At 74.7% G+C, this 19,904-nt stretch carries 17 protein-coding genes; 6 read left to right on the top strand and 11 right to left on the bottom strand.

Features of this window, described 5'->3' with window-relative positions:
• Positions 1 to 390 precede the first annotated feature (390 nt).
• The 5 genes from FHU37_RS16405 to FHU37_RS16385 form a co-directional block, all read right to left on the bottom strand.
• The gene (locus FHU37_RS16405; RefSeq protein WP_376773954.1) at positions 391 to 1,467 is read right to left on the bottom strand and encodes an SIS domain-containing protein; all 1,077 of its coding nucleotides are present in this window, start codon (positions 1,465 to 1,467) and stop codon (positions 391 to 393) included.
• Positions 1,468 to 1,493: 26 nt separating this feature from the next.
• Positions 1,494 to 3,119: a glycoside hydrolase family 3 protein gene (locus FHU37_RS16400; protein WP_179816320.1), complete on the bottom strand. Its 1,626-nt coding sequence runs from the start codon at positions 3,117 to 3,119 to the stop codon at positions 1,494 to 1,496.
• A gap of 13 nt (positions 3,120 to 3,132) precedes the next feature.
• Positions 3,133 to 3,972 carry a carbohydrate ABC transporter permease gene (locus FHU37_RS16395; protein ID WP_312892635.1) on the bottom strand — a complete coding sequence of 280 codons (840 nt, stop codon included), beginning with the start codon at positions 3,970 to 3,972 and terminating at the stop codon, positions 3,133 to 3,135.
• Positions 3,969 to 5,000: a carbohydrate ABC transporter permease gene (locus tag FHU37_RS16390; RefSeq protein WP_179814918.1), complete on the bottom strand. Its 1,032-nt coding sequence runs from the start codon at positions 4,998 to 5,000 to the stop codon at positions 3,969 to 3,971. Before FHU37_RS16390 ends, FHU37_RS16395 begins: the two co-directional genes overlap by 4 nt.
• 112 nt (positions 5,001 to 5,112) lie before the next feature.
• Complete coding sequence (locus FHU37_RS16385; RefSeq protein ID WP_179814917.1) at positions 5,113 to 6,396, bottom strand: extracellular solute-binding protein; 1,284 nt, start codon at positions 6,394 to 6,396, stop codon at positions 5,113 to 5,115.
• A gap of 327 nt (positions 6,397 to 6,723) precedes the next feature.
• Between FHU37_RS16385 and FHU37_RS16380 the strand changes: the two genes are divergently transcribed.
• The 6 genes from FHU37_RS16380 (at position 6,724) to FHU37_RS16355 (ending at position 13,342) form a co-directional block, all read left to right on the top strand.
• Positions 6,724 to 7,494 carry a GntR family transcriptional regulator gene (locus tag FHU37_RS16380; RefSeq protein WP_179816318.1) on the top strand — a complete coding sequence of 257 codons (771 nt, stop codon included), beginning with the start codon at positions 6,724 to 6,726 and terminating at the stop codon, positions 7,492 to 7,494.
• A gap of 155 nt (positions 7,495 to 7,649) precedes the next feature.
• On the top strand, positions 7,650 to 9,845 hold the full coding sequence (locus tag FHU37_RS16375; RefSeq protein WP_179814916.1) for a carbon starvation CstA family protein: 2,196 nt from the start codon (positions 7,650 to 7,652) through the stop codon (positions 9,843 to 9,845).
• Positions 9,842 to 10,054, top strand: a complete 213-nt coding sequence (locus tag FHU37_RS16370) for a CstA-like transporter-associated (seleno)protein (protein ID WP_179814915.1) — start codon at positions 9,842 to 9,844, stop codon at positions 10,052 to 10,054. Before FHU37_RS16375 ends, FHU37_RS16370 begins: the two co-directional genes overlap by 4 nt.
• Positions 10,055 to 10,439: 385 nt before the next feature.
• Positions 10,440 to 11,360, top strand: coding sequence for a putative RNA methyltransferase (locus tag FHU37_RS16365; protein WP_246449932.1), 921 nt, complete (start codon positions 10,440 to 10,442; stop codon positions 11,358 to 11,360).
• 155 nt (positions 11,361 to 11,515) lie between these two features.
• Positions 11,516 to 12,337: a histidine phosphatase family protein gene (locus FHU37_RS16360; RefSeq protein ID WP_179814914.1), complete on the top strand. Its 822-nt coding sequence runs from the start codon at positions 11,516 to 11,518 to the stop codon at positions 12,335 to 12,337.
• Positions 12,338 to 12,706: 369 nt separating this feature from the next.
• Complete coding sequence (locus tag FHU37_RS16355) at positions 12,707 to 13,342, top strand: hypothetical protein (RefSeq protein ID WP_179814913.1); 636 nt, start codon at positions 12,707 to 12,709, stop codon at positions 13,340 to 13,342.
• A 90-nt stretch (positions 13,343 to 13,432) separates the two neighbouring features.
• Here FHU37_RS16355 and FHU37_RS16350 read toward each other — a convergent pair whose 3' ends face one another.
• The 6 genes from FHU37_RS16350 to FHU37_RS16325 all read right to left on the bottom strand — a co-directional run bounded on the left by FHU37_RS16350 (position 13,433) and on the right by FHU37_RS16325 (position 19,890).
• Positions 13,433 to 14,239, bottom strand: coding sequence for an LLM class flavin-dependent oxidoreductase (locus tag FHU37_RS16350; RefSeq protein WP_179814912.1), 807 nt, complete (start codon positions 14,237 to 14,239; stop codon positions 13,433 to 13,435).
• A 107-nt stretch (positions 14,240 to 14,346) separates the two neighbouring features.
• Complete coding sequence (locus tag FHU37_RS16345) at positions 14,347 to 14,655, bottom strand: hypothetical protein (RefSeq protein WP_179814911.1); 309 nt, start codon at positions 14,653 to 14,655, stop codon at positions 14,347 to 14,349.
• A 141-nt stretch (positions 14,656 to 14,796) separates the two neighbouring features.
• Complete coding sequence (def, locus tag FHU37_RS16340; RefSeq protein ID WP_179814910.1) at positions 14,797 to 15,468, bottom strand: peptide deformylase; 672 nt, start codon at positions 15,466 to 15,468, stop codon at positions 14,797 to 14,799.
• Between the two features lie 57 nt (positions 15,469 to 15,525).
• Positions 15,526 to 16,482, bottom strand: a complete 957-nt coding sequence (locus FHU37_RS16335; protein WP_179816316.1) for a tetratricopeptide repeat protein — start codon at positions 16,480 to 16,482, stop codon at positions 15,526 to 15,528.
• Positions 16,483 to 16,660: 178 nt separating this feature from the next.
• On the bottom strand, positions 16,661 to 18,304 hold the full coding sequence (locus FHU37_RS29350; protein WP_179814909.1) for an HD-GYP domain-containing protein: 1,644 nt from the start codon (positions 18,302 to 18,304) through the stop codon (positions 16,661 to 16,663).
• Positions 18,301 to 19,890, bottom strand: a complete 1,590-nt coding sequence (locus tag FHU37_RS16325) for an HD-GYP domain-containing protein (protein ID WP_179814908.1) — start codon at positions 19,888 to 19,890, stop codon at positions 18,301 to 18,303. The genes FHU37_RS29350 and FHU37_RS16325 overlap by 4 nt, the downstream gene beginning before the upstream one ends.
• Positions 19,891 to 19,904 lie beyond the last annotated feature (14 nt).

The raw sequence follows: 19,904 nt of genomic DNA, 5'->3' as shown, positions 1-19,904 counted from the left end.
TGCAGGAGGCACGGGCTCCGCACAGCCCCTGCCGACGCGCACGCACCGGCGAAGACTCCGGGCCAGCGGACCGGATCGGGTTGAGGGTCCCGCATCCGGTCCGTCCCCGGAGTCCCCGGCCGCACGGCCGGCGGCCCCGTGGCCGACGGCTTCGCGGCGGACGGCGTCCGGCCGGGCGGCCGTCTCCCCTGTTGCCGACTCCCCGCTTCCGCGCCCAGGACGGCCCCCCGACGGCGGGGGTCTCCCCGCGGACCGCCTGGGGCCTCCCGCGCCTCCATGACCCGAGCACCGGGAGCCCCGGACGGGCGGTGTGCCCGTGGCCCCGCCCCGAACCCGCCCCCGTCCCGCCTCGGGCGGGACGGGAGGGGCGGGACCACCGGCACACCCGCCTCAGTGGGTCTGGGTGACCTTGGCCAGGGCGCGGGGGGCGTCCGGGTCGAAACCGCGGGCGGTGGCGATCTCGTACGCCAGCAGCTGGAGCGGGATGATCTCCAGGATCGGCTGGACCTCCTCGGGCACCCCGGACGGCAGCACGAAACCGGTGCTGGCCTCCGCCACGTGCCGGGCCTGGCCGAAGACGCACAGGTCGGCGCCGCGCCCGCGCAGCCGGTCCAGCACGGGCTGGAGGGCCTCGCCGCCCCGGCCGTCCGGGACCACCGCGATCACCGGGCTGACGTTGTCCACCATGGCGAGCGGCCCGTGCAGCAGGTCGGCGCCGGAGAACGGTTGGCCCGCCACGTAGGAGGTCTCCATGATCTTCAGCGCCGCCTCCCGGACCGTCGGGTAGCCGTAGCCCCGGGAGGTGATGACCAGCCGCTCGGCGAACCGGTAGCGCTTGGCCAGCTCGCGCACCTCGCCCTGCCGCTCCAGCAGCGCGGCGGCCAGCGCGGGCAGTTCCTTGGCGGTGGCGGTGCCGTCGACCCCGCGCAGCCCTTCCACGAACAGGTAGAGGGTGAGCAGTTCCGCGGTGTACGTCTTGGTCGCCGGCAGCGCCTTCTCCGGGCCGGCGAGGACGTCGATGTGGTACTCGGAGACGTCGGCCAGCGGCGAGTCGGGGTTGTTGGTGACCGCCAGGGTGATGGCGCCGGCCTCGCGGGCGGCCCGGGTGGAGGCCACCAGGTCCGGCGAGCCGCCCGACTGGCTGACCGTGATCACCAGGGTGTCGGTCAGGTCCGGCTTGGCGCCGTAGGCGGTGGTGGTGGACATCGAGGTGAGCCCGGCCGGCCTGCCCAGCAGGACCTCGACCAGGTACTTCGCGTACAGGGCGGCGTTGTCGCTGGTGCCTCGGCCGGTCAGCAGCACGAAGCGGGGCTCGCGGGCGGCGATGGCGGCGGCCACCTCGCGGATCCGGGGCGCCCCCTCCTCCAGGATCCGCCGCAGCACGGCCGGCTGCTCGGCCATCTCCGAGGTCATGATCCGGCCCGGCCGGGAGTCGCCGCCTGGCGCCGTGGGGCTGATCGCGGACAAGGTGGGGCCTCCGTTGCTGTGTCGGGTCATCCGAGCGTGCGCCCGGTGAGGATCTCCGCGGCGGCGATCCCGCAGCAGCGGGCCGCCCCGTGGGTGGCGATGTGCAGGGCACCGGCGGGGCGGGCCTGGGGGACGCCCATCTCGACGACGACGGCGTCGGGGCGTTCCGCCACGAGTCTGGACACGGCATGCCGCATCCACTCGTACCGGTGCACATCACGCACGACCAGGACAATCCTACGATCGGCCGAATCGGCCAGCACTCGGCGGACCGCCTCCTCGGCGGCGTTGCCGACCCCGGTGTTCCCGGCCCCGGCGTCCGCGCCGTCCAGGGCCGCGCCGTCCAGGTCCGCGGCGCCGAGGTCCGCGGCGCCGAGGCGGCGGATCCGGACGCGTGGCCGGCGGCCGTCGCCGGCGCCGTCCAGCGCGGCGGCGAGGGCGCTTCCGACGCCCCACGGGGTCTGGTCGCCCACGGCGATGTTGGCCACCGGGCTGAACTCGACGACGTGGACCAGCTCGGCGTCCCCGATCGGGGTGAAGTCGCCGTTCCGGGTGATCCGCAGGGCGCGCCGGGCGGCGTCGAGCCCGACGGAGGTGTCCGGCTCGGGGAGGGCGCGGAAGAGCGCCTCCTGGGTCCACCGGCCGAGGGCGCGGACCCGTCCGGCGGCCTCGGCCAGGCGGTGCGCGGGCAGCTCGCCGGAGGCGACGGCCAGGGCGATGGCGTCGCGCAGCCGGACGACGGTGGCCTCGTCGGCCAGTCCGCCGCCCACGCAGACCGCGTCGGCGCCGGCGGCCAGGGCGAGCACGGCGCCCCGGGCGATGCCCCAGCGGTGGGCGATGGCGCCCATCTCGATGCCGTCGGTGACCACCACGCCGTCGAAGCCGAGTTCGTCGCGGAGCACCCCGGTGAGGATCCGCCGGCTGAGGGTGGCCGGCAGGTCGGGGTCGAGCGCCGGGACCATGATGTGGGCGGACATCACCGACTTCACCCCGGCGGCGATGGCCGCCCGGAACGGCTCGAACTCGCGGGCGCGCAGCGTGGCGGCGTCCACGGTGATCTCCGGGAGCCCGAGGTGGGAGTCGGTGGCGGTGTCGCCGTGCCCGGGGAAGTGCTTGACGGTGGCGGCCACGCCGACCGACTGCACGCCCTCGACGTAGGCGACGGTGTGCCGGGCGGCCAGGGCGGGGTCGGCGCCGAAGGAGCGCACGCCGATCACCGGGTTGTCCGGGTCGCTGTTGATGTCGGCGGAGGGCGCCCAGTTGTGGTTGATGCCGCAGCGGATCAGCGAGCGGCCGAGCTCCCGGGCCACCCGGCGGGTGAGCTCCACGTCGTCGGCGGCGCCGAGGGCGTGGTTGCCGGGCCAGGCGGAGCCGTCGGCCACGTCGAGCCGGGTGACGTCGCCGCCCTCCTCGTCGATGGCGACGAGCAGGTCGGGGCGGACGGCGCGCAGCTGGGCGGTGAGCCGGGCCAGCTGCCGCGGGCCGGCGACGTTGCGGCCGAACAGGCCCACCGAGCCGAGCCCGCCGGCGACCGCGCGCAGCAGCCACTCGGGGGCCTCGGTGCCGACGAATCCGGGCTGCAGGACGGTGAGCGCGTCGCGGGCGACGGTCGGCGGGATCTCGTCGCCGATGGTCTCGGGCAGGGTCGCGATGCCGGTCACGGGGTCATCCCTTCACGGCGCCGGCGGTCATGCCGCCGACGGCCCGTCGCTGGAGGAACACGAACACCAGCAGCACCGGCACGGTGAACATCGAGGCGGCGGACATGGTCGCGCCCCAGTCGTTGCCGAAGCCGGTGTTGAACTGGGTCAGCCACAGCGGCAGGGTCTGCGCCTCGGGCTCCTTGTTGAGGATCAGCACCAGGGCGAACTCGTTCCACGCCGTGATGAAGCCGAACAGCGAGGTGGACATCAGGCCGGGGGCGAGCAGCGGGAAGATCACCCGGCGGAAGGCGGTGAACCGGGTGCAGCCGTCCACCATGGCGGCCTCCTCCAGTTCGCGCGGCACGGCGGCGATGAAGCCGCGCAGCGTCCAGACGGTGAAGGGGAGCACCATCATGAAGTAGACGACGGTGATGGCCGCGATGTTGTTCAGCATGTCGGCGTCCCTGGCGATCATGTACATCACGATGACCAGGACCTCCCAGGGGGCCATCTGGGCCATCATGACCGCGAGCACCAGCCCCCGGCGGCCGCGGAACCGCATCCGGGCCAGCGCGAAGGACGCCATCAGGGCGACCACCAGGGCGAGCAGCACCGCGCCGACGGCGACGGTGAGGCTGTTGCGCACGTACGTCCAGAACAGCTCCACGCCGGTGGCGGTGCCGTAGTGCTCGAAGGTAGGGACGAAGAAGAACCGCGGTTCGGGGGTGAGGACCGCTCCCGCCGGCTTCAGGGACGTGGAGAACATCCAGTAGACGGGGAAGAGGAAGACCGCCGCGAGCACCAGCGCGAGGAGGTTGCGGGCGCCGCGGCCGAGGGCGCGGCGGCTTCGGGCCTGGATCACAGCTCCTCCTCCTGCTTGAGGATCAGGCGGAAGTAGAAGGACATCGCGACCAGCAGGATGAGGATGGTCAGCACGGAGATCGCCGCGGCCACGCCGTACTGCTGCTGGGCGCCGCCCTGGATGTAGGCGTAGACCGGCAGGGTGGCGCTGGCGCCGTCGGGTCCGCCGGCGTTCAGCGCGTAGATCTGGGTGAACGCCTTGAACACCCAGATCACCTCCAGGAAGGTGGTGATCAGGAAGAACGGCCGCATCACCGGGAGGATGACGGAGCGGAAGATGCGCCAGTTGGAGGCGCCGTCCACCCGGGCGGCCTCGTACAGCTCGGTGCCCACCGTGGTGAGGCCGGCGTACATGTTGAGGGCGACGAACGGGACGGAGCCCCACACCACCAGCAGGGTGACGATGGCCAGCGTGGAGGCGCCGGTCTCGAACCAGTTGTGCTGCTCGTAGCCGTCGAAGCCGAGGGTGCGCATCACCCAGTTGGCCAGCCCGAACTGGGTGTCGAACAGCCAGCGGAAGACGGTCGCGGAGGCCACCACGGGCATCGCCCAGGCGGCCACCAGGGCCAGCGAGAGCACCAGGCGCATGGCGCGGCCGAGGCTGTTCAGCAGGATGCCGACGAGCGTGCCGACCAGCATGATCAGCGCCACGTTGACCGCGGTGAAGCCGAAGGAGCGGCCGACGACCGACCAGAACTCGGCGTCGCCGAGCAGCCGCGAGTAGTTGGCGAAGCCGGCCCACTCGGTGGTGCGCATGATGAGCTGGCGCGCGCCGAGGTCCTGGAAGGACAGCATCAGGTTGCGCACCAGCGGGTAGCCGAGCAGCACCAGGCCGGCCACGACGGCCGGCGTGACCAGCAGGTAGGGGACGAGTACGGCCGCGAGCGGGGTGCCGCGCCCGCCCCGCCGGGGGCGGGGCGCCGGCGGTGACGGCGTCGTCGTGTTCCCGCCGCCGGCGCCGCCGGGCACGCGGCCGCGTGGCGTCCGGGAGGGGGCCTTCACTCCCACTCCTTCGGAGTGCACTGCCATGGTTGGGTCCTCGCGGTCCTGGGGCCGCCGGTCGCGGCCTCGCGGGCGTCGTGCCGGTGACGCCGCCGGCGCCCGTGGGCTCGCACGGGGCCGGCGGCGTCACCGGGCGGGGTCATCCGGCGCTGGCGATGCGCTCGGTGATCTCGGCGCTGGCCTCCTCGCCGGCGGCCTGCGGGTCCTCGCCGTTGAGCACCTTGGTCATGTACTCCTTGACCGGGTTCGGCGAGGTCTCGACGGCGGCCCAGCCCTCCAGCATCGGGGTGATGTCACCGGCGGACGCCGCCTGCGACATGGCCTCGGCGAAGGCGTTGCCCTCCAGGGCGGAGTTGAGCGACTCGCGGTTGGGCAGGGCGCCGGTGGCGGCGGCGTACTCGCCCTGCCACTTGTCCGACATGGCGAGCTTCAGCCACTCCTCGGCGAGGTCGGCGTTCTGCGAGCGCAGCGGGATGGCGAGGTTGGAGCCGCCGAGGAAGACGTGGCCGGGCTGGTCGGCGGTCTTGCCGGGGATCGGGAAGAAGCCGAACCGCTCCTCCAGCGCGGGGTCGGCGGCGATGGCGCCGGCGTACTCCCAGCCGAGTCCGATCCAGGAGGCGACGCCGCCGTTCGGGATCACCTCGGTGGACTGCTGCGGGGTGGCCTCGTCGATGTCGGTGGGGGCGGTGGAGTAGGAGTGCAGCTCCTTGTAGAACTCCATGGCGGCCGCGGCCTCGGGGGTGTTCAGGGTGCCCTCGCCGGCGTCGTTGGCGAAGTCGCCGCCCTCGTCCCACAGGAAGCCGGCGTAGACGTACCAGCTCTGGCCGGGCAGGTAGATCGGCTGGACGTCGGGGTTGGACTCCTGGATCGCGGCCAGGCCGTCGAGCCACTCGTCGCGGGTGGTGGGCGCCTCGACGCCGGCCGCCTCGTAGACGGTCTTGTCGTAGATGACGACGCGGGCGGCGGCGTACCACGGGGCGGAGTAGGTGCCGCCGTCGTACTCGGTGGACTCGGCCATCGCGGCGTTCCACTCGTCGCCGCCGAGGTCGGCCTTGATGTCGGTCAGGTCGGTCAGGCCGCCGGTGGCGGCATAGCCGAGCGCCTGGGTGTTGCCGAGCTCGACGATGTCCGGCGGGTTGTCCTCGGACAGGGCGGTGGTGATCCGCTCCTGGATGCCGTTCCACTGCTGGACCTGCGCGTCCACCGTCACGCCGGGGTGCGCGGCCTCGAACTCCTCGGTGATCCCGGTCAGCCACTCCTCGGGGGCGGAGCCGTCCATGTACCAGATGGTGAGGGTCTGCTCCTCGCCCGCCGCGCCGCCGGCGCCGGCGGTGTCGGCCGGTTCGTCCCCGCCGCCGCCACAGGCCGTCAGGGTCGTCAGCGCGGCGGCCAGGCCGAGCGCCACGATGTGCCGTTGCTTCACGCGATCCTCCTCGGATGCCCACTACCCGCCTCGAACGCCCCGCCCGGCAGGGCAGGAGGCAGTCCCCCGAGAGGCCGGGGCTCGGAATCTATGTCATTGGTTTAGACCAATGCGAGGACATTGGCACGGACCAAATGGGTCGTCAAGGGGTCCCCGGAGCAGGTCAGCGTTCGTTACCAGACCGACACCGCCCCGAATCGCGACGCCCCGGCACGGGCCCCGGCGGGGAGCGAATCCGCACCACACCCCCACCTCGTGCCACCATGTGGGCAACGGACATCAGGAGGAGCGGTGGCTACGGGGCAGACGGCGGGCGCGGCCGAACGCGTGCGGGACAGCGAGGGCGCCGAGGAGACGCCGGCCACCCGCCAGGCACGGGTGCCCAAGTACTACGGCCTGAAGCGGCACCTGCTGGAGATGACCCGCACCCTGCCCGCCGGCTCCCCCGTGCCGCCGGAGCGGGCGCTCGCCGCCGAGTTCGACACCTCCCGCACCACCGTCCGGCAGGCGCTCCAGGAACTGGTCGTCGAGGGCCGGCTGGAACGCATCCAGGGCAAGGGCACCTTCGTCGCCAAGCCCAAGGTGGCCCAGGCCCTGCAGCTCACCTCCTACACCGAGGACATGCGCGCCCAGGGCCTGGAGCCCACCTCGCGCCTCCTGGAGGTCGGCTACGTGCCCGCCGACGACCGGCTGGCCGAGCGCCTCGACATCCGGCCGGGCGGCCGGGTGCTGCGCATCGAACGGCTGCGGCTGGCCAACTCCGAGCCCATGGCCATCGAGACCACCCACCTCTCGGCCCGGCGCTTCCCCGCGCTGCGCCGCAACCTGCTCAAGCACAACTCGCTGTACGCGGCCCTCGCCGAGGTCTACGGCGTGCACCTGGCGGAGGCCGAGGAGGTCATCGAGACCTCGCTGGCCACCCCGCGGGAGGCCGGGCTGCTCGGCACCGACGTCGGCCTGCCGATGCTGCTGCTGTCCCGGCACAGCATCTCCACCGACGGCGAGCCGGTGGAGTGGGTGCGCTCGGTCTACCGCGGCGACCGCTACAAGTTCGTCGCCCGCCTGAAGCGGCCGGGCGCCGGCGAGCCCACCGGCTGACCCACGCGCCGACGCCCCGAACCGTTTCGTCGCCGCCTACCCATTGCCTGATCCGCCACCACGGACGGAACATCTCTGGGTCGCTCGCCGGGCAGGCTCCCGGCGTGCCACGAGTTCGTCGAAGCAGACGAGGGGAAGGCGACGCCGTGAACCGAATGACTCCACGGTCCATCCTGGTGTGGACGGCCGTGGCCCTGGTCGGGGCGGCCGGCTGGGCGATGCTGGCGCTCTACCGCGGTGAGGAGATATCCGCCGCCTGGGTCCTGGCCGCGGCCCTCGGCTCCTACGCGATCGCCTACCGCTTCTACGCCCGCTTCATCGCCCGCCGGGTGCTCCGGGTCGACGCCCGCCGCGCCACCCCGGCCGAGCGGCTGAACGACGGGGTGGACTTCCACCCCACCGACCGCCGGGTGCTGCTCGGCCACCACTTCGCCGCCATCGCCGGCGCCGGCCCGCTGGTCGGCCCGGTGCTCGCCGCCCAGATGGGATACCTGCCCGGCACGATCTGGATCGTCTTCGGCGTCATCTTCGCCGGCGCCGTGCAGGACATGGTGGTGCTGTTCTTCTCGATGCGCCGGGACGGCCGCAGCCTCGGCCAGATGGCCCGCGACGAGATCGGCCCGGTCGGCGGAGCGGCGGCGCTCCTCGCCGTCTTCGCCATCATGATCATCCTGCTGGCGGTGCTGGCCCTGGTGGTGGTCAACGCCCTGTCGCACTCCCCGTGGGGCGTGTTCTCCATCGCCATGACGCTGCCCATCGCGCTCTTCATGGGCTGCTACCTGCGCTGGCTGCGCCCCGGCCAGGTCATCGAGACCTCGCTGATCGGCGCCGTGCTGCTGATCCTCGCCATCGTCGCCGGCGGCTGGGTCGCCGACTCCCCGATGGCCGACGCCTGGACGCTCAGCCCGCAGACCCTGGTGATCTGCCTGGTGGTGTACGGCTTCGTCGCCTCGGTGCTGCCGGTGTGGCTGCTGCTCGCCCCGCGCGACTACCTGTCCACCTTCATGAAGATCGGCACCATCGGCCTGCTGGCCGTCGGCACCCTGCTGGTGCTGCCCGGCCTGCGCAACGACGCGATCAGCGACTTCGCCTCGCGCGGCGACGGCCCGGTCTTCGCCGGCTCGCTCTTCCCGTTCGTCTTCATCACCATCGCCTGCGGCGCGCTCTCCGGCTTCCACGCGCTGATCTCCTCCGGCACCACCCCGAAGATGATCGAGAAGGAGACGCAAGTCCCGCTGATCGGCTACGGCGCCATGCTCATGGAGTCGTTCGTGGCGATCATGGCGCTGATCGCGGCCTCCGTCCTCGACCCCGGCCTGTACTTCGCGATGAACGCGCCGGCCTCCGCGCTCGGCGACAGCCTCCAGTCCGCCTCCGAGGCGGTCGCCGCCTGGGGCTTCACCATCACCCCGGACCAGCTCGCCGCGGCGGCGGCCGCGGTGGAGGAGGAGTCGCTGATCGCCCGCACCGGCGGCGCGCCCACCCTGGCCGTCGGCATGTCAGAGATCTTCTCCCAGGTCATCGGCGGCGAGGGGATGCGGGCCTTCTGGTACCACTTCGCCATCATGTTCGAGGCCCTGTTCATCCTGACCACGGTGGACGCCGGCACCCGGGTCGGCCGGTTCATGCTCCAGGACACCCTGGGCAACATCTACAAGCCGCTGGGCCGGGTCGGCTGGAAGCCCGGGCTGTGGGCGACCAGCGCCGTGGTGGTGCTGGCCTGGGGCTACTTCCTGTGGGTCGGGGTGAACGACCCGCTCGGCGGCATCAACCAGCTCTTCCCGCTCTTCGGCATCGCCAACCAGCTGCTCGCCGCCGTGGCGCTGACCGTCGCCACCACGCTGCTGGTCAAGTCCGGCCGGCTGCGCTGGGCCTGGGTCACCGGCGTGCCGCTGGCCTGGGACGTCGCCGTCACCCTCACCGCCAGCTGGCAGAAGGTGTTCTCCGCCGACCCCAAGCTCGGCTTCTTCGCCCAGCGCGACCGCTACCAGGACGCCCTCGACCGCGGCGAACTGCTCGCCCCCGCCAAGTCGGTGGAGGACATGCGGACGATCGTCACCAACTCCACGGTGGACGGCGTCCTGTCCGCCGTCTTCGCCCTGCTGATCATCGTGGTGATCGCCGACGCCGCCCGGGTCTGCGTCCGGGCGGTCCGCCAGGGCCCGGACGCCGCGCCGCTGAAGGAGGCGCCGTACGTGGAGTCCACCCTGGTGGCCCCGGCCGGCCTGATCGCCACCCGCGCGGAGCGGGCCGAACTGGCGGCGGTGGGCGCCGCCGGCGGACCGGCCCCGGCCGGCGCACCCGGGCGGGCGTCCGGCGACCCCGGCGAGCGGACCGGAGCCGGCCGGTGAACGCCGCCCTGACCCGGATCGGCGCGGGAGCGCGCTGGCTGCTCTGGGCGCTGCGGGAGGCGTCCGGGGAGAACCGCTACGCCCGCTACGCGGCCCGGGCCCGCGCCACCGGCGGCGAGGACGCCCGGATCCTCACCCGCGCGGAGTTCGAGCGCCACCGGATCGCCGAGCAGGAGGCCGACCCGCGCGGCAACTTCCGCTGCTGCTGACCCGCCCCCTTCCATCCGCCCTCCACCGTCCCCAGCACCGTCCCCCACCGCTCCCATCGCCGGCCCGTCCCCGAACCGCCGGGGCCGGGCCGGCGGCGGTAGTGTGGTGATCATGGCCTTCGGCAGCACTCCCCTCGCCTCCCCCTGAGCCGGTCGGCGAGCGCGGCGGCGATCCCCCTCCGGGCGCGACCAGCGGGTGCGCAGCGCACCCCCGCGCCGCCGCCGCTCCGGCACGCCCGCCGCCGGCGGGTGGCCCGTTCCCTCCCGAACGCCACCCCCGCCCGCGCGCCCACCCCGGCGCCCGAACCCGGCTGGCCCGGCGCGCCGACGACCGACGTTGCGACCACCACCGACCACGCGGCCCACCGGCCGCCGAGGGACGACCATGCCCGAACGCCACCCGGGTCCGGGGACCCACGCCCCGCGCCGGCCACTGGCGCACCCGCCCCTGCTCGACCTGCTCCGCTGCCCGCTGTGCCACGACCCCCTCGAAGCCGGGGGCGGATCGCTGCGCTGCCGGACGCGCCACCACACCTTCGACATCGCCCGCCAGGGCTACGTCAGTCTGCTGACCGGCGACATGCGCACCGGCAGCGCCGACACCGCGCCGATGGTGGCGGCCAGGACCGCCTTCCTGACGGCCGGCCACTACGCCCCGCTGGCCCGCGCCCTCGCCGAACTCGCCCCGCGACTGTGCCCACCGGACGGCGTCGTCCTGGACGCCGGCACCGGCACCGGCTACTACCTCGCGGCCGTCCTGGACGCGCTCCCCGGGGCCCACGGCCTCGGGCTGGACGCCTCCAAGCACGCCCTGCGGCAGGCGGCCCGCGCCCACCCGCGCGCCGGCGCCGCCGCCTGGGACCTGTGGCGGCCCTTCCCGGTGCGCGGCGGCGCCGCGCACCTGCTGCTCAACGTCTTCGCCCCGCGCAACGGGGCCGAGTTCCACCGGGTGCTGCGCGCCGACGGCCACCTGCTGGTGGTCACCCCCACCCCGCGCCACCTGGCCGAGGTGCGGGAGCAGGTCGGCGGCGTGTCCGTCGACGCGGACAAGGAGCGCCGGCTGGACGACGCGCTGGCCGAGCACTTCCGGCGGGAGCACGTCGAGGACCTGGAGTACCCGATCCGCCTGGACGCGGCGGCGGTGCGGGACGCGGTCGCCATGGGGCCGACCGCCCGTCACCTGGGCTCGCCGGAGGAACTGCGGCGGCGCACCGCCCACCTCGCCGATCCGCTGCCGGTGACCGCCTCGTTCCGGCTGTCCCACTTCCGGCCCCGGCGGCCCCCGGCCGACCGCTCGGTCCGCTGACCACGCCCCCCGCCGCCGGGCGCGGGCGCCCCCGGGCGATCCCCGGATGATCCGGGCGACCGGGGGAGCGCCGGAAGCACCTTGTCACCACTCGTACGGGTGACCGAGGATGGCTGGGCGGCGGCACCCGCGACGCCGAGCGAAGGGGTGGGGGCATGACGGCCGAACTGGAGACGACTGTGGCGCCGGCGGCGGCCGTGACGGAGCTGGTCCAGCCGGCACCGCTGCCCGCGGCCCCGACCGGCATCCCGCACCCCCGGCCCTGCCCGGCCGAACTGTCCGCCGTCCGGCACGCCGAGTCCACCGCCAACGTCGCCTACGACCTCGCCGAGGCCACCGGCTCCCGGGACACCGGCATCACCCAGCGGGACGCCGACATCGAACTGAGCCCGCTGGGGCGCCGACAGGCCGCCGCCTTCGGCCGGCGGCTGGCCGCCCTCGGCGAGGAGGAGTTCCCCGACGTGGTGATCTGCTCCCCCTACCGGCGCACCCGGCAGACCGCCCGGATCGCCCTGGCCGAGGTCGCCGCCGCGGGGCGGCCACTGCCGGAGCAGCACGAGGACGAGCGGCTGCGGGAACAGGAGTACGGGCTGTGGTGCGGCGTCTCCTGGCGCCGGCTGCGGGAGGAGCACCCGCGCGAGTGGGCGCACTACCAGCGCGTCGGCGACTTCTACTTCCGGCCGCCGGGTGGCGAGTCCTACCCGGACGTCGCCCTGCGGCTGCGCGGCCTGCTGGCCGACGTGCACCGCGAGTACGCCGGCCGACGGGTCCTGCTGGTCAGTCACGGCACCGCCATCTTCCTCCTGCGGTACGTGATCGACGGTCTGGACGAGGAGCGGCTGATGGAGCTGCGCCGGACCCACGGTTGGATCTCCAACACCGGCCTGACCCGCTGGCTCCCCGACGCGGGCGGACGCCTGCGCCTGGCCGGCTACAACCTCACCGAGCACCTGGCCGACCTGTCCGCGTCCGACTGACCGCCACTCACCGGTCCACGCGCGTCCGAGAATCTGCCTGACGTCGCGTCCCACCGGGCTGGACCACCGAGTGCCCGCCGAATTCGCTTTCACCGGCTCCGACCGCCGTGGCGCACCGGGTAATCCATTCGCCTTCGCCGAGTTGCGGGAGAAAACGGCGGCCGGCCACCCCGGGGCAATGCGCGGCACCCGCCCGCCGCCGGTCATTTGACGCCCCGATGGGCCCTGACCAGGACTTCCGGATGCCGCCGAACGTGCGGCGACCATTCAGGTGGAATCCGGTCGCGCATCTCAATCCCGACCCGATCCCGGCCGAAACGGCTTGTGCGGGAATTGTTCCGCCACAGTCAGGATCAATTGGAGGGTCGGATGGCTCCCGAAGGCAAGATCAAGTCGCCGCACCAGAAGCGCGCTCGGAACCGCCGCCGGGTCGCGGCCGGCGTCGTCGCGCCGCTGACGCTGGCTTTCGTCGGCATGGCGGACCCCGCCGCGGCTCTCACCCGGAACGCCGGCGCGGTGGACAGCTACAACTTCCTCACCGACCTGATCGTCCTGGACCTCTTCGGCGGCGACAAGGGGGACGGGAAGAAGGAGGAGCCCAAGAAGGAGGAGCCGCCCAAGAACGGCAACGGCGGGAACGGCGGCAACGGCGACGTCGTCTGCGGCGTGGACGTGGACAACGCCAGCCAGGGCGAGCGGAGCTGGATCGCCGTGATCGAGGACGACGAGGTGTACGTCGGCGTCCGCCGGGTCAACCAGGACGACGTCGACGAGTACGTCTGGGACTCCGCCACCGACGACAACGCGAACTCGCCGAGCAACGTCTGCGGCATCGGCGTGTTCGCCGCCGGCCCGGGACAGCCCCCGGGTGTCCAGGCCACCGTCGTGGTGGTCACCGAGGACGGCGAGCTGTTCGAGACCACCTGCACCCAGGGGGTCGCCATGGGCGGAAACACCACCATCACCTGTGACGCCCCGTGGGCGAACGTCAACGAGCCCGTCTGATCCTCGCACCCCGCGGATCCAGGACCCACGCGGAGGGCCGCGGGTCACCTCGGTGACCCGCGGCCCTCCGCGTTCCGCCGGGGCGGACGGCTAGCGCGGCGGGCCCGCGGCCAGGAAGGCGTCCACCTCCTCGGGCGGGGTGTCGATCCAGGCCGGCTGGTCGATCAGCCAGGTGGCCCCGGCCCGCTCGTACTCCTGGGCCGAGTGGTCGAAGTGGCGGCCGACCACCACCTCGAAGCCCCGCTCCTCGGCCGGCGTGCCGGCCAGTTCGGCGACCAGCTCCCGCACGCCCTCCGGCGGCAGCGCCTCGGCCCGCGCGTCCAGCGCGAACACACCATCGCCCCAGGTCAGCGCCCTCCGGAAGGGGCGGCGGTTCGGCCAGGTGGTGGCCACCCACAGCGGCGGGCGCGGCTGCTGGAGCGCCGCCGGGGCGAGGTGCGCGTCCACCCGGAACCGCGGCCCGTCGTGCCCGACCGGCTGGCCGCGCAGCAGGGCGTCCACGATCGGCAGGGCCTCGTCCAGGACGTCGGCCCGCGCCCGGGCACCCAGCGTCTCGCCGAACGCGGCGAACTCCTCCTGCTCGGGGCTGCCGAGGCCCACGCCGGCCACGACCCGACCGCCGCTCAGGTGGTCCAGGGTGACGATCTCCTTGGCCAGCTTCCACGGCCGCCGGCGTGCCAGCGGGGTGACCAGCACGCCGATCCGGATCCGCGAGGTGGCGCCGGCCACCGCGCCCAGCACCACCCACGGGTCGTAGAGCGCGGGACGGGTGGCGGGGTCCAGGTTGAGGTGGTCCCAGAGGAAGAAGCCGTCCCATCCGTGCTGCTCGGCCAGGACGGCCTTGGCCACCAGGTCCTGGCACCGCCCGGCGTTGGGCAGGCTGACTCCGAATCGCATGTGCTCTCCTTCACGGGTTCCCCGCGAGTCTGCGGCAGCACACGCCACGGCGCCAGAACGTTTCGCCACCCCGCCCCGCCCGGCCACCACCCCCGGCCGGGTTCGGCTCAGCGGGAGTAGTAGCGCTGGCCGGCCTCCCGCATGCCGGCCCGGACCTCCTCCAGGTTCATCACCGGAGTCATCTCGATCCTGGCGCGCATCGTCGAGAAGAACGGTTCGGCGATCACCGGGATCCGCGCCGGGTCCTCCAGGTCGAACACGAAGAAGGAGGTCCGCATGCCGCCCGCCGGGCCGAAGTAGGCGGCCTCCGGCCGCATCAGCTCCACCATCGACTCCAGCGTCCGCGGCAGCGTGCCGTCACGGAACGCGGCGGTGCCGGCCTCGGCGTCGATGTTGACCGTGAGCAGGGTTCGCACGGGGGCACGCTCCTTCGGTGACGCCGCGCCCCGCGCGACGACTGCGACGGAGCTGTCCGGCTACTCCCCCATGCTGCGCGCCGGTGCCGCCGGCCGCCCCCGCGCCTGCTGCCAACGGGGGGCGGGCCTCCCCCGGACGGCTCAGGACGACGCGTCGGCCTTCGCCAGGTGCTCCTCCATCTGCCGCAGGGCGCTGCGCCGCCCCCGCTTGGAGAGCCGGTCGATGTAGAGGTAGCCGTTCAGGTGGTCGGTCTCGTGCTGGAGGCAGCGGGAGAAGTAGCCGGTGCCCTCCACGACGATCTCGCGGCCGTCGCGGTCCTGGCCGCGCACCACCGCGTAGTCCGGTCGGGCCAGGTCCTCGTAGGCGCCGGGCACGGACAGACAGCCCTCGGGCGCCTCGTCGAGCCGCCGCCGGGACGGGTCGAGCTCCTCCAGCACCGGGTTGACGACGTGGCCGACGTGCCGCACGCCCTCGTCGTCCGGGCAGTCGTAGACGAAGACCGCCGCGTCCACGCCGATCTGGTTGGCGGCCAGGCCCACCCCGTCGGCCGCGTACATGCTGGCGAACATGTCGTCGATGAGCGCGCTCAGCTCCGCGTCGAAGGCGGTCACCCGCCGGCACGGCCGGTGCAGCACCGGCTCGCCGACCCGGGTGATCGGCCGGGCGGTGCCCCGCGCGGCCTCCGGCGCGGGCTCGGGCCGCTCGGCCTGCCGGGCCTCGGTGGCCGCCTCGGAGACCTCGAAGGTCCGCGAGGTCTCCGACTCCCCCGTGGCATCCGTCCCGCCCACCGCCTGGTCCCGCGCGTCCGCCATCTTCCGCCGCTTCTCTCTCACCGTCCGACTACCGGCCCCAGACTACGTCCCGCCCGCTCAGCACACCTCTTCGAGGTCCCGGTAGTCCCGGGTGTCCGGCGAGGCCGCGACCCACTCGTCGAGCAGCTGGGCCACCAGGGCCTGCGGCGCGGCCACGCCGTACTCGCGCTCCACCAGCCAGGCGCCGGCCGGCGCCCGCCCGGCCGACGGCCCGAGGTGGCCGTGGTCGTGCGGATCCTGCGGTTCGATGACGCCGTCGTCGGTCTGGATGCGGCTCTCCGAGCAGTCCCGGCACAGCAGCCGCACCGAGGAGGTCCAGTCCTCGGCGGCGTAGCCGGCGGCGGCCACCGCCTCCTCCAGTTCGTCGCGGTCCTCCGGGGTGGCCGCCTGGAGCACCACCACGAACGTCGGCACCGGCGAGGGCGCCCACAGCTCGATCTCGTCGAAGACCGGGTAGCCGATGCCGTCGGTGACCCGCTCGCCGTTGGGCACGCCGTCGTGCAGCACCACCTCGCCCCAGCGCCGCCCGGAGGACGGCAGCGGGATGGAGAGCACCTCCACCCTGGCCGGATCCAGCCGCCGCCCCCACACCACCTCGGACTCGCCCTGCGGGGAGAGCCGCACCGGGGTGGAGCCGAGCGGGTGGTCCACCGGGCCGTCCCCGGAGGCGACCTTGAGCCCGTACGCCTGCCAGGCACGCCGGGCCAGCGGCCAGTCCTGCAGGGCGGTGGCGCAGATGCCCAGGTTCCACCAGTCCGGCGCGCCGCGGTCGCGGCCGAGCAGCGCCACGGCGCGCAGCCCGGCGGCCCGGGCCTGCTCCCAGTCACGGCGGAACTTGTGCAGCAGGGCCAGGTTGAACCAGGAGTCCGACAGCCACGGTTCCAGGTCGGCGGCGCGCAGCAGCAGCGGGCCCGCCTCGTCGAGTCGTCCGCTGTCGATCAGCTCGAACGCCTCGTTGGTGGTCCGTCGCCAGGTCGTGGAGGGCCGGTGCCGCTCTTTGCTGAAGAATCTCACCATCTTCGCCCGTTGCTCGTCGGTTCCGGCACCCGTGGTCCGGGGACGGGTCTTCCGGCGGCGTATTGGTCCGCTCGTGCGTATCCTGCCGCACCCGGGCGGCGGAATAACGTCCCCTGATCGACAAATCGTCGCCCGGCCGGAGCCACGGCCGGGCGCACGTGGGGGATCAGGCCGCTCAGCGCTCCAGCAGGCGGCACAGGGAGCGCACCACGCGCGGGTCGTACGCCGTCCCCGCGCCCTGGTGCAGGTGCCGGAGCGCCTCGCCGGCGGGGGCGCCCGTCCGGAGCGCCCCGTCCGGCGCCCCGCCCGGCGCCCCGCCCTCGGCCGGTGCCCCGCCCGGAGCGCGCCCGTCGGCGGCCCCGCCCGGCCCGGTGCGGGCCGGCGGGGCGCCGCGGAGGTCCTCGTAGGCGTTGGCCACCCGCAGGATCCGGGCGGCCAGCGGCGGGCAGGTGCCGCCGATCACCGGCAGCCACGGGTCGGCCTGACGGGCGACGATCTCGGCCACCTCGGCGCCCAGTTCGGTGCGGCGGATCACGTCCGCCCCGGCCGCGGCGATGGCCCGCCGCACCCGTTCGGGCAGGTCCACGGTGGCACCGCCGGGCACCGGTTCGGGCAGCGAGAGCTGCCCGAGGTCGTGCAGCAGCGCGGCGTGCCGCAGCCGGGTCAGCTCCCGCCCGCCCAGTCCGAGGTCGCGGCCGAGGACGTCGGCCAGGTCGGCGACGCGCACGGCGTGTCCGGGGCGGGTGCATCCGGCGAGGTCGGTGGCGCGGGAGAGCGACAGCACGGTCTGCGCGACGGTGGCCCGCACCGCGGCCACCCGGCGGAAGCTCAGCTGGGTCACCACCAGCGGGAGGGTCAGCAGCGGCACCGCCCACAGCCCCATCACGCCGGTGGCCAGGGCGGTCACCATGCCGCTCGCGCCGACGGCCGCGCCGATCCCGGTCATCGCGCCGATCCGGTCGCGCAGCAGCGGCCACAGCGGCCAGCCGTGCCGCAGCGCCGTCTGCACGGCGGCGAGGAAGGCGTCCACCAGCCCGCCGAGCAGCGCGATGGCGCCGGCGGCGACGACCGGCAGGGCCATGGAGCGCGGGGTCACCCCGCTGGGGGTGAGCGCGAAGTGGGTGAGCAGCAGCGGGCGGGCGGCGGCCGCCACCACGGTGACCCAGAGGGTCTGCCGCAGCACGTCGTCCAGCGCGGGCGGGTCGCCGCGCAGGGCCCGGGGCAGGGCGCCGAGCAGCACCGCGACCGAGCACACGGCCACGGTCTGGAAGACGCCGTGCTGGCTCGCCTCGCCCCCGACGCCGCCGAGCAGCGCGTACCCGAGCATGCCGGCGGTGGCGATCGGGGTGGTGATGTGGTCCTCCGGCGGCTGCCACGGCGCTGCCGCCGCCGGGCCGGTGCCGGCCGCCGAGCGGGCGCGGCCGCCGGGAGGGGCGGGCCGGCGGCGTCCGGTGAGGCGGCGCAGCAGCCCGGTCAGCGGCCGGCCGCCGATCGCCGGGGCGGTCGGGCAGGGGGCGTCGGAGCTCCAGCCGTCCGGACGGCCGCCATCCGGTCGGGCGCCGTCCGGATGACGGCCGTCCGGGAGGGAACCGGCCCACCACGTGCCGGTCGGTCTCGGACCGCCGGTCGTGCGCAGCGCGGTTCCCACGGCGATCAGGGCGCCGAAGGCCAGCGCGACGCCGGGCCGGGCCAGCGGCTCGCGCAGGGTGGCGGCGAGCGAGACCAGCAGCACGGCGCCGGCCAGCAGGCGGAGGGCGGGGCGGACGGCGCGGGCCGGCGCGGGGAGTCTGGAGGGACCGACGGCCCCGGCGGCGGTCACCGGCGCCCGCCGTGGTCGCCGGCCGGCGGCGGGCGGTCGGCGGAGCCGCCGACCGGGGCGGCGGCCCCGGGGCGACCCTGCTCGGGTATCGGCGGCGCCTGGTCGGCCGGCGGCGCGCAGCCCGGGCAGCCGCCGGCGAACTCCGCGGCGGCCGTCACCGGGGCGGTGCCCGGGGAGGCGCCGGCCGGCGCCTGCCCGGTGGTCATCGGCCCGGCCGGGTCGGCGGGGCGGGGTGGCGGTGCGATGGCGGGCAGGAGTTCCGCGGCCGGCACGCCGTCCCAGCCCTGCCGGGCCAGCGCCCGCACCAGGGCGTCCACCATCCGCGGGTCGAACTGCGTGCCGGCGCAGCGCCGCAGTTCCGCGACGGCCGCCGCGGCCGGTCGGGCGCCGCGGTAGGAGCGGGTGGAGGTCATCGCGTCGAAGGAGTCGGCGACGGCGATGACCCGGGCGAACTCCGGGACCTCGCCGCCGCGCAGCCCGAGCGGGTAGCCGCTGCCGTCCATCCGCTCGTGGTGGTGGAGGATGCCGGCGCGCGCCTCGGCGAGGAAGTCGATGCCGGAGACGATCTCGTCGCCGTACTCCGGGTGCAGGCGCACCACCCGCTGTTCCTCCGGGGTGAGCGGGCCGTTCTTGCGCAGCAGCCCGGTGGGCACGCAGATCTTGCCGATGTCGTGGAGCACGCCGGCGTGGTGCAGCGCGGTGACCCGTTCCTGGGGCATGCCGAGTTCGTGGGCGATCATCACGGCGGCCCGGCCGACCCGTTCGCTGTGCCCCCGGGTGTAGTGGTCCTTGATCTCCACCGCCTTGACCAGTGCCTGCACGGTGGCGGCGTGCGCGGCGCGCTCCCGGTGGGACTGCGCCAGCGCCCAGCCCGCGACGTACAGCGGCAGCAGGGTGAGCAGCACCGCGTAGGCGCCGAACGGCCCGCGCCACAGCACCGCCATGGTCAGGCCGACGGCGCCGTGCACCAGGTACGGCAACGCGGTGCGGCCGGCCACGTCGAGCCAGGCGGTGCGCGGGGCGCGGTGCTCGGCGGCGACCAGGATCGCTCCCACCAGAACGGCGTTGACCAGGCAGAACACCGCGGTGGCGGCGAGCGCCGGGAGCAGCACGGCGGGGAAGTCGGCGGCGTCGAGCAGCGCCGGGCCGTCCAGGTGGTGGAAGGCGACGGCGGCGCAGAAGGCGCACACGGCCAGTTGGGCGGCGTTCCACACGCGCTTGGCGGTGCGCGGCGCGCTGGTGGCCTGGAGCAGCGCGCCGGGGATGGCGACGGCCGCCGCCGCGTTGGCCGGCAGCAGCAGCGCGGCGGCGAGCAGCACCGGGAAGAACACGCCGTCGCCCGCCGGTTCGGCGTCGCGGCGCCCCGTTCGGGAGGCCGGCCACACCTGGGCGCACAGGACGTAGCCGCAGTTGAAGGCGACCAGCACGGCGAGGGCGAACCAGTCGACCCGGGGCGCGCCGCCGATCGCCGCCGCCGGCACGTCGAGCGCGTGGGCGGCGCTGAGCGCGAGCGGGACGAGCAGCAGCGCGGCGGCGAGGGTCACCAGTGCCACGTAGCACCGGGCGGCGAAGGGCAGGGTGCGCATCGCGCCTCCAACGA

The sequence above is a fragment of the Allostreptomyces psammosilenae genome (genome assembly GCF_013407765.1).
In the GTDB taxonomy this organism is placed as follows: Bacteria; Actinomycetota; Actinomycetes; order Streptomycetales; family Streptomycetaceae; genus Allostreptomyces; species Allostreptomyces psammosilenae.
The sequence above is the reverse complement of the archived record's forward strand: the minus strand, read 5'-3'. Positions and strand labels throughout refer to the sequence as shown.

Bases quoted from the DNA above. Each gene is read 5' to 3' on its own strand.
- FHU37_RS16390 (WP_179814918.1), bottom strand. From the start codon at position 5,000: ATGGCAGTGCACTCCGAAGGAGTGGGAGTGAAGGCCCCCTCCCGGACG.
- FHU37_RS16375 (WP_179814916.1), top strand. From the start codon at position 7,650: ATGACTCCACGGTCCATCCTGGTGTGGACGGCCGTGGCCCTGGTCGGG.
- FHU37_RS16365 (WP_246449932.1), top strand. From the start codon at position 10,440: ATGCCCGAACGCCACCCGGGTCCGGGGACCCACGCCCCGCGCCGGCCA.
- FHU37_RS16360 (WP_179814914.1), top strand. From the start codon at position 11,516: ATGACGGCCGAACTGGAGACGACTGTGGCGCCGGCGGCGGCCGTGACG.
- FHU37_RS16355 (WP_179814913.1), top strand. From the start codon at position 12,707: ATGGCTCCCGAAGGCAAGATCAAGTCGCCGCACCAGAAGCGCGCTCGG.
- FHU37_RS16350 (WP_179814912.1), bottom strand. From the start codon at position 14,239: ATGCGATTCGGAGTCAGCCTGCCCAACGCCGGGCGGTGCCAGGACCTG.
- def (WP_179814910.1), bottom strand. From the start codon at position 15,468: ATGGCGGACGCGCGGGACCAGGCGGTGGGCGGGACGGATGCCACGGGG.
- FHU37_RS16325 (WP_179814908.1), bottom strand. From the start codon at position 19,890: ATGCGCACCCTGCCCTTCGCCGCCCGGTGCTACGTGGCACTGGTGACC.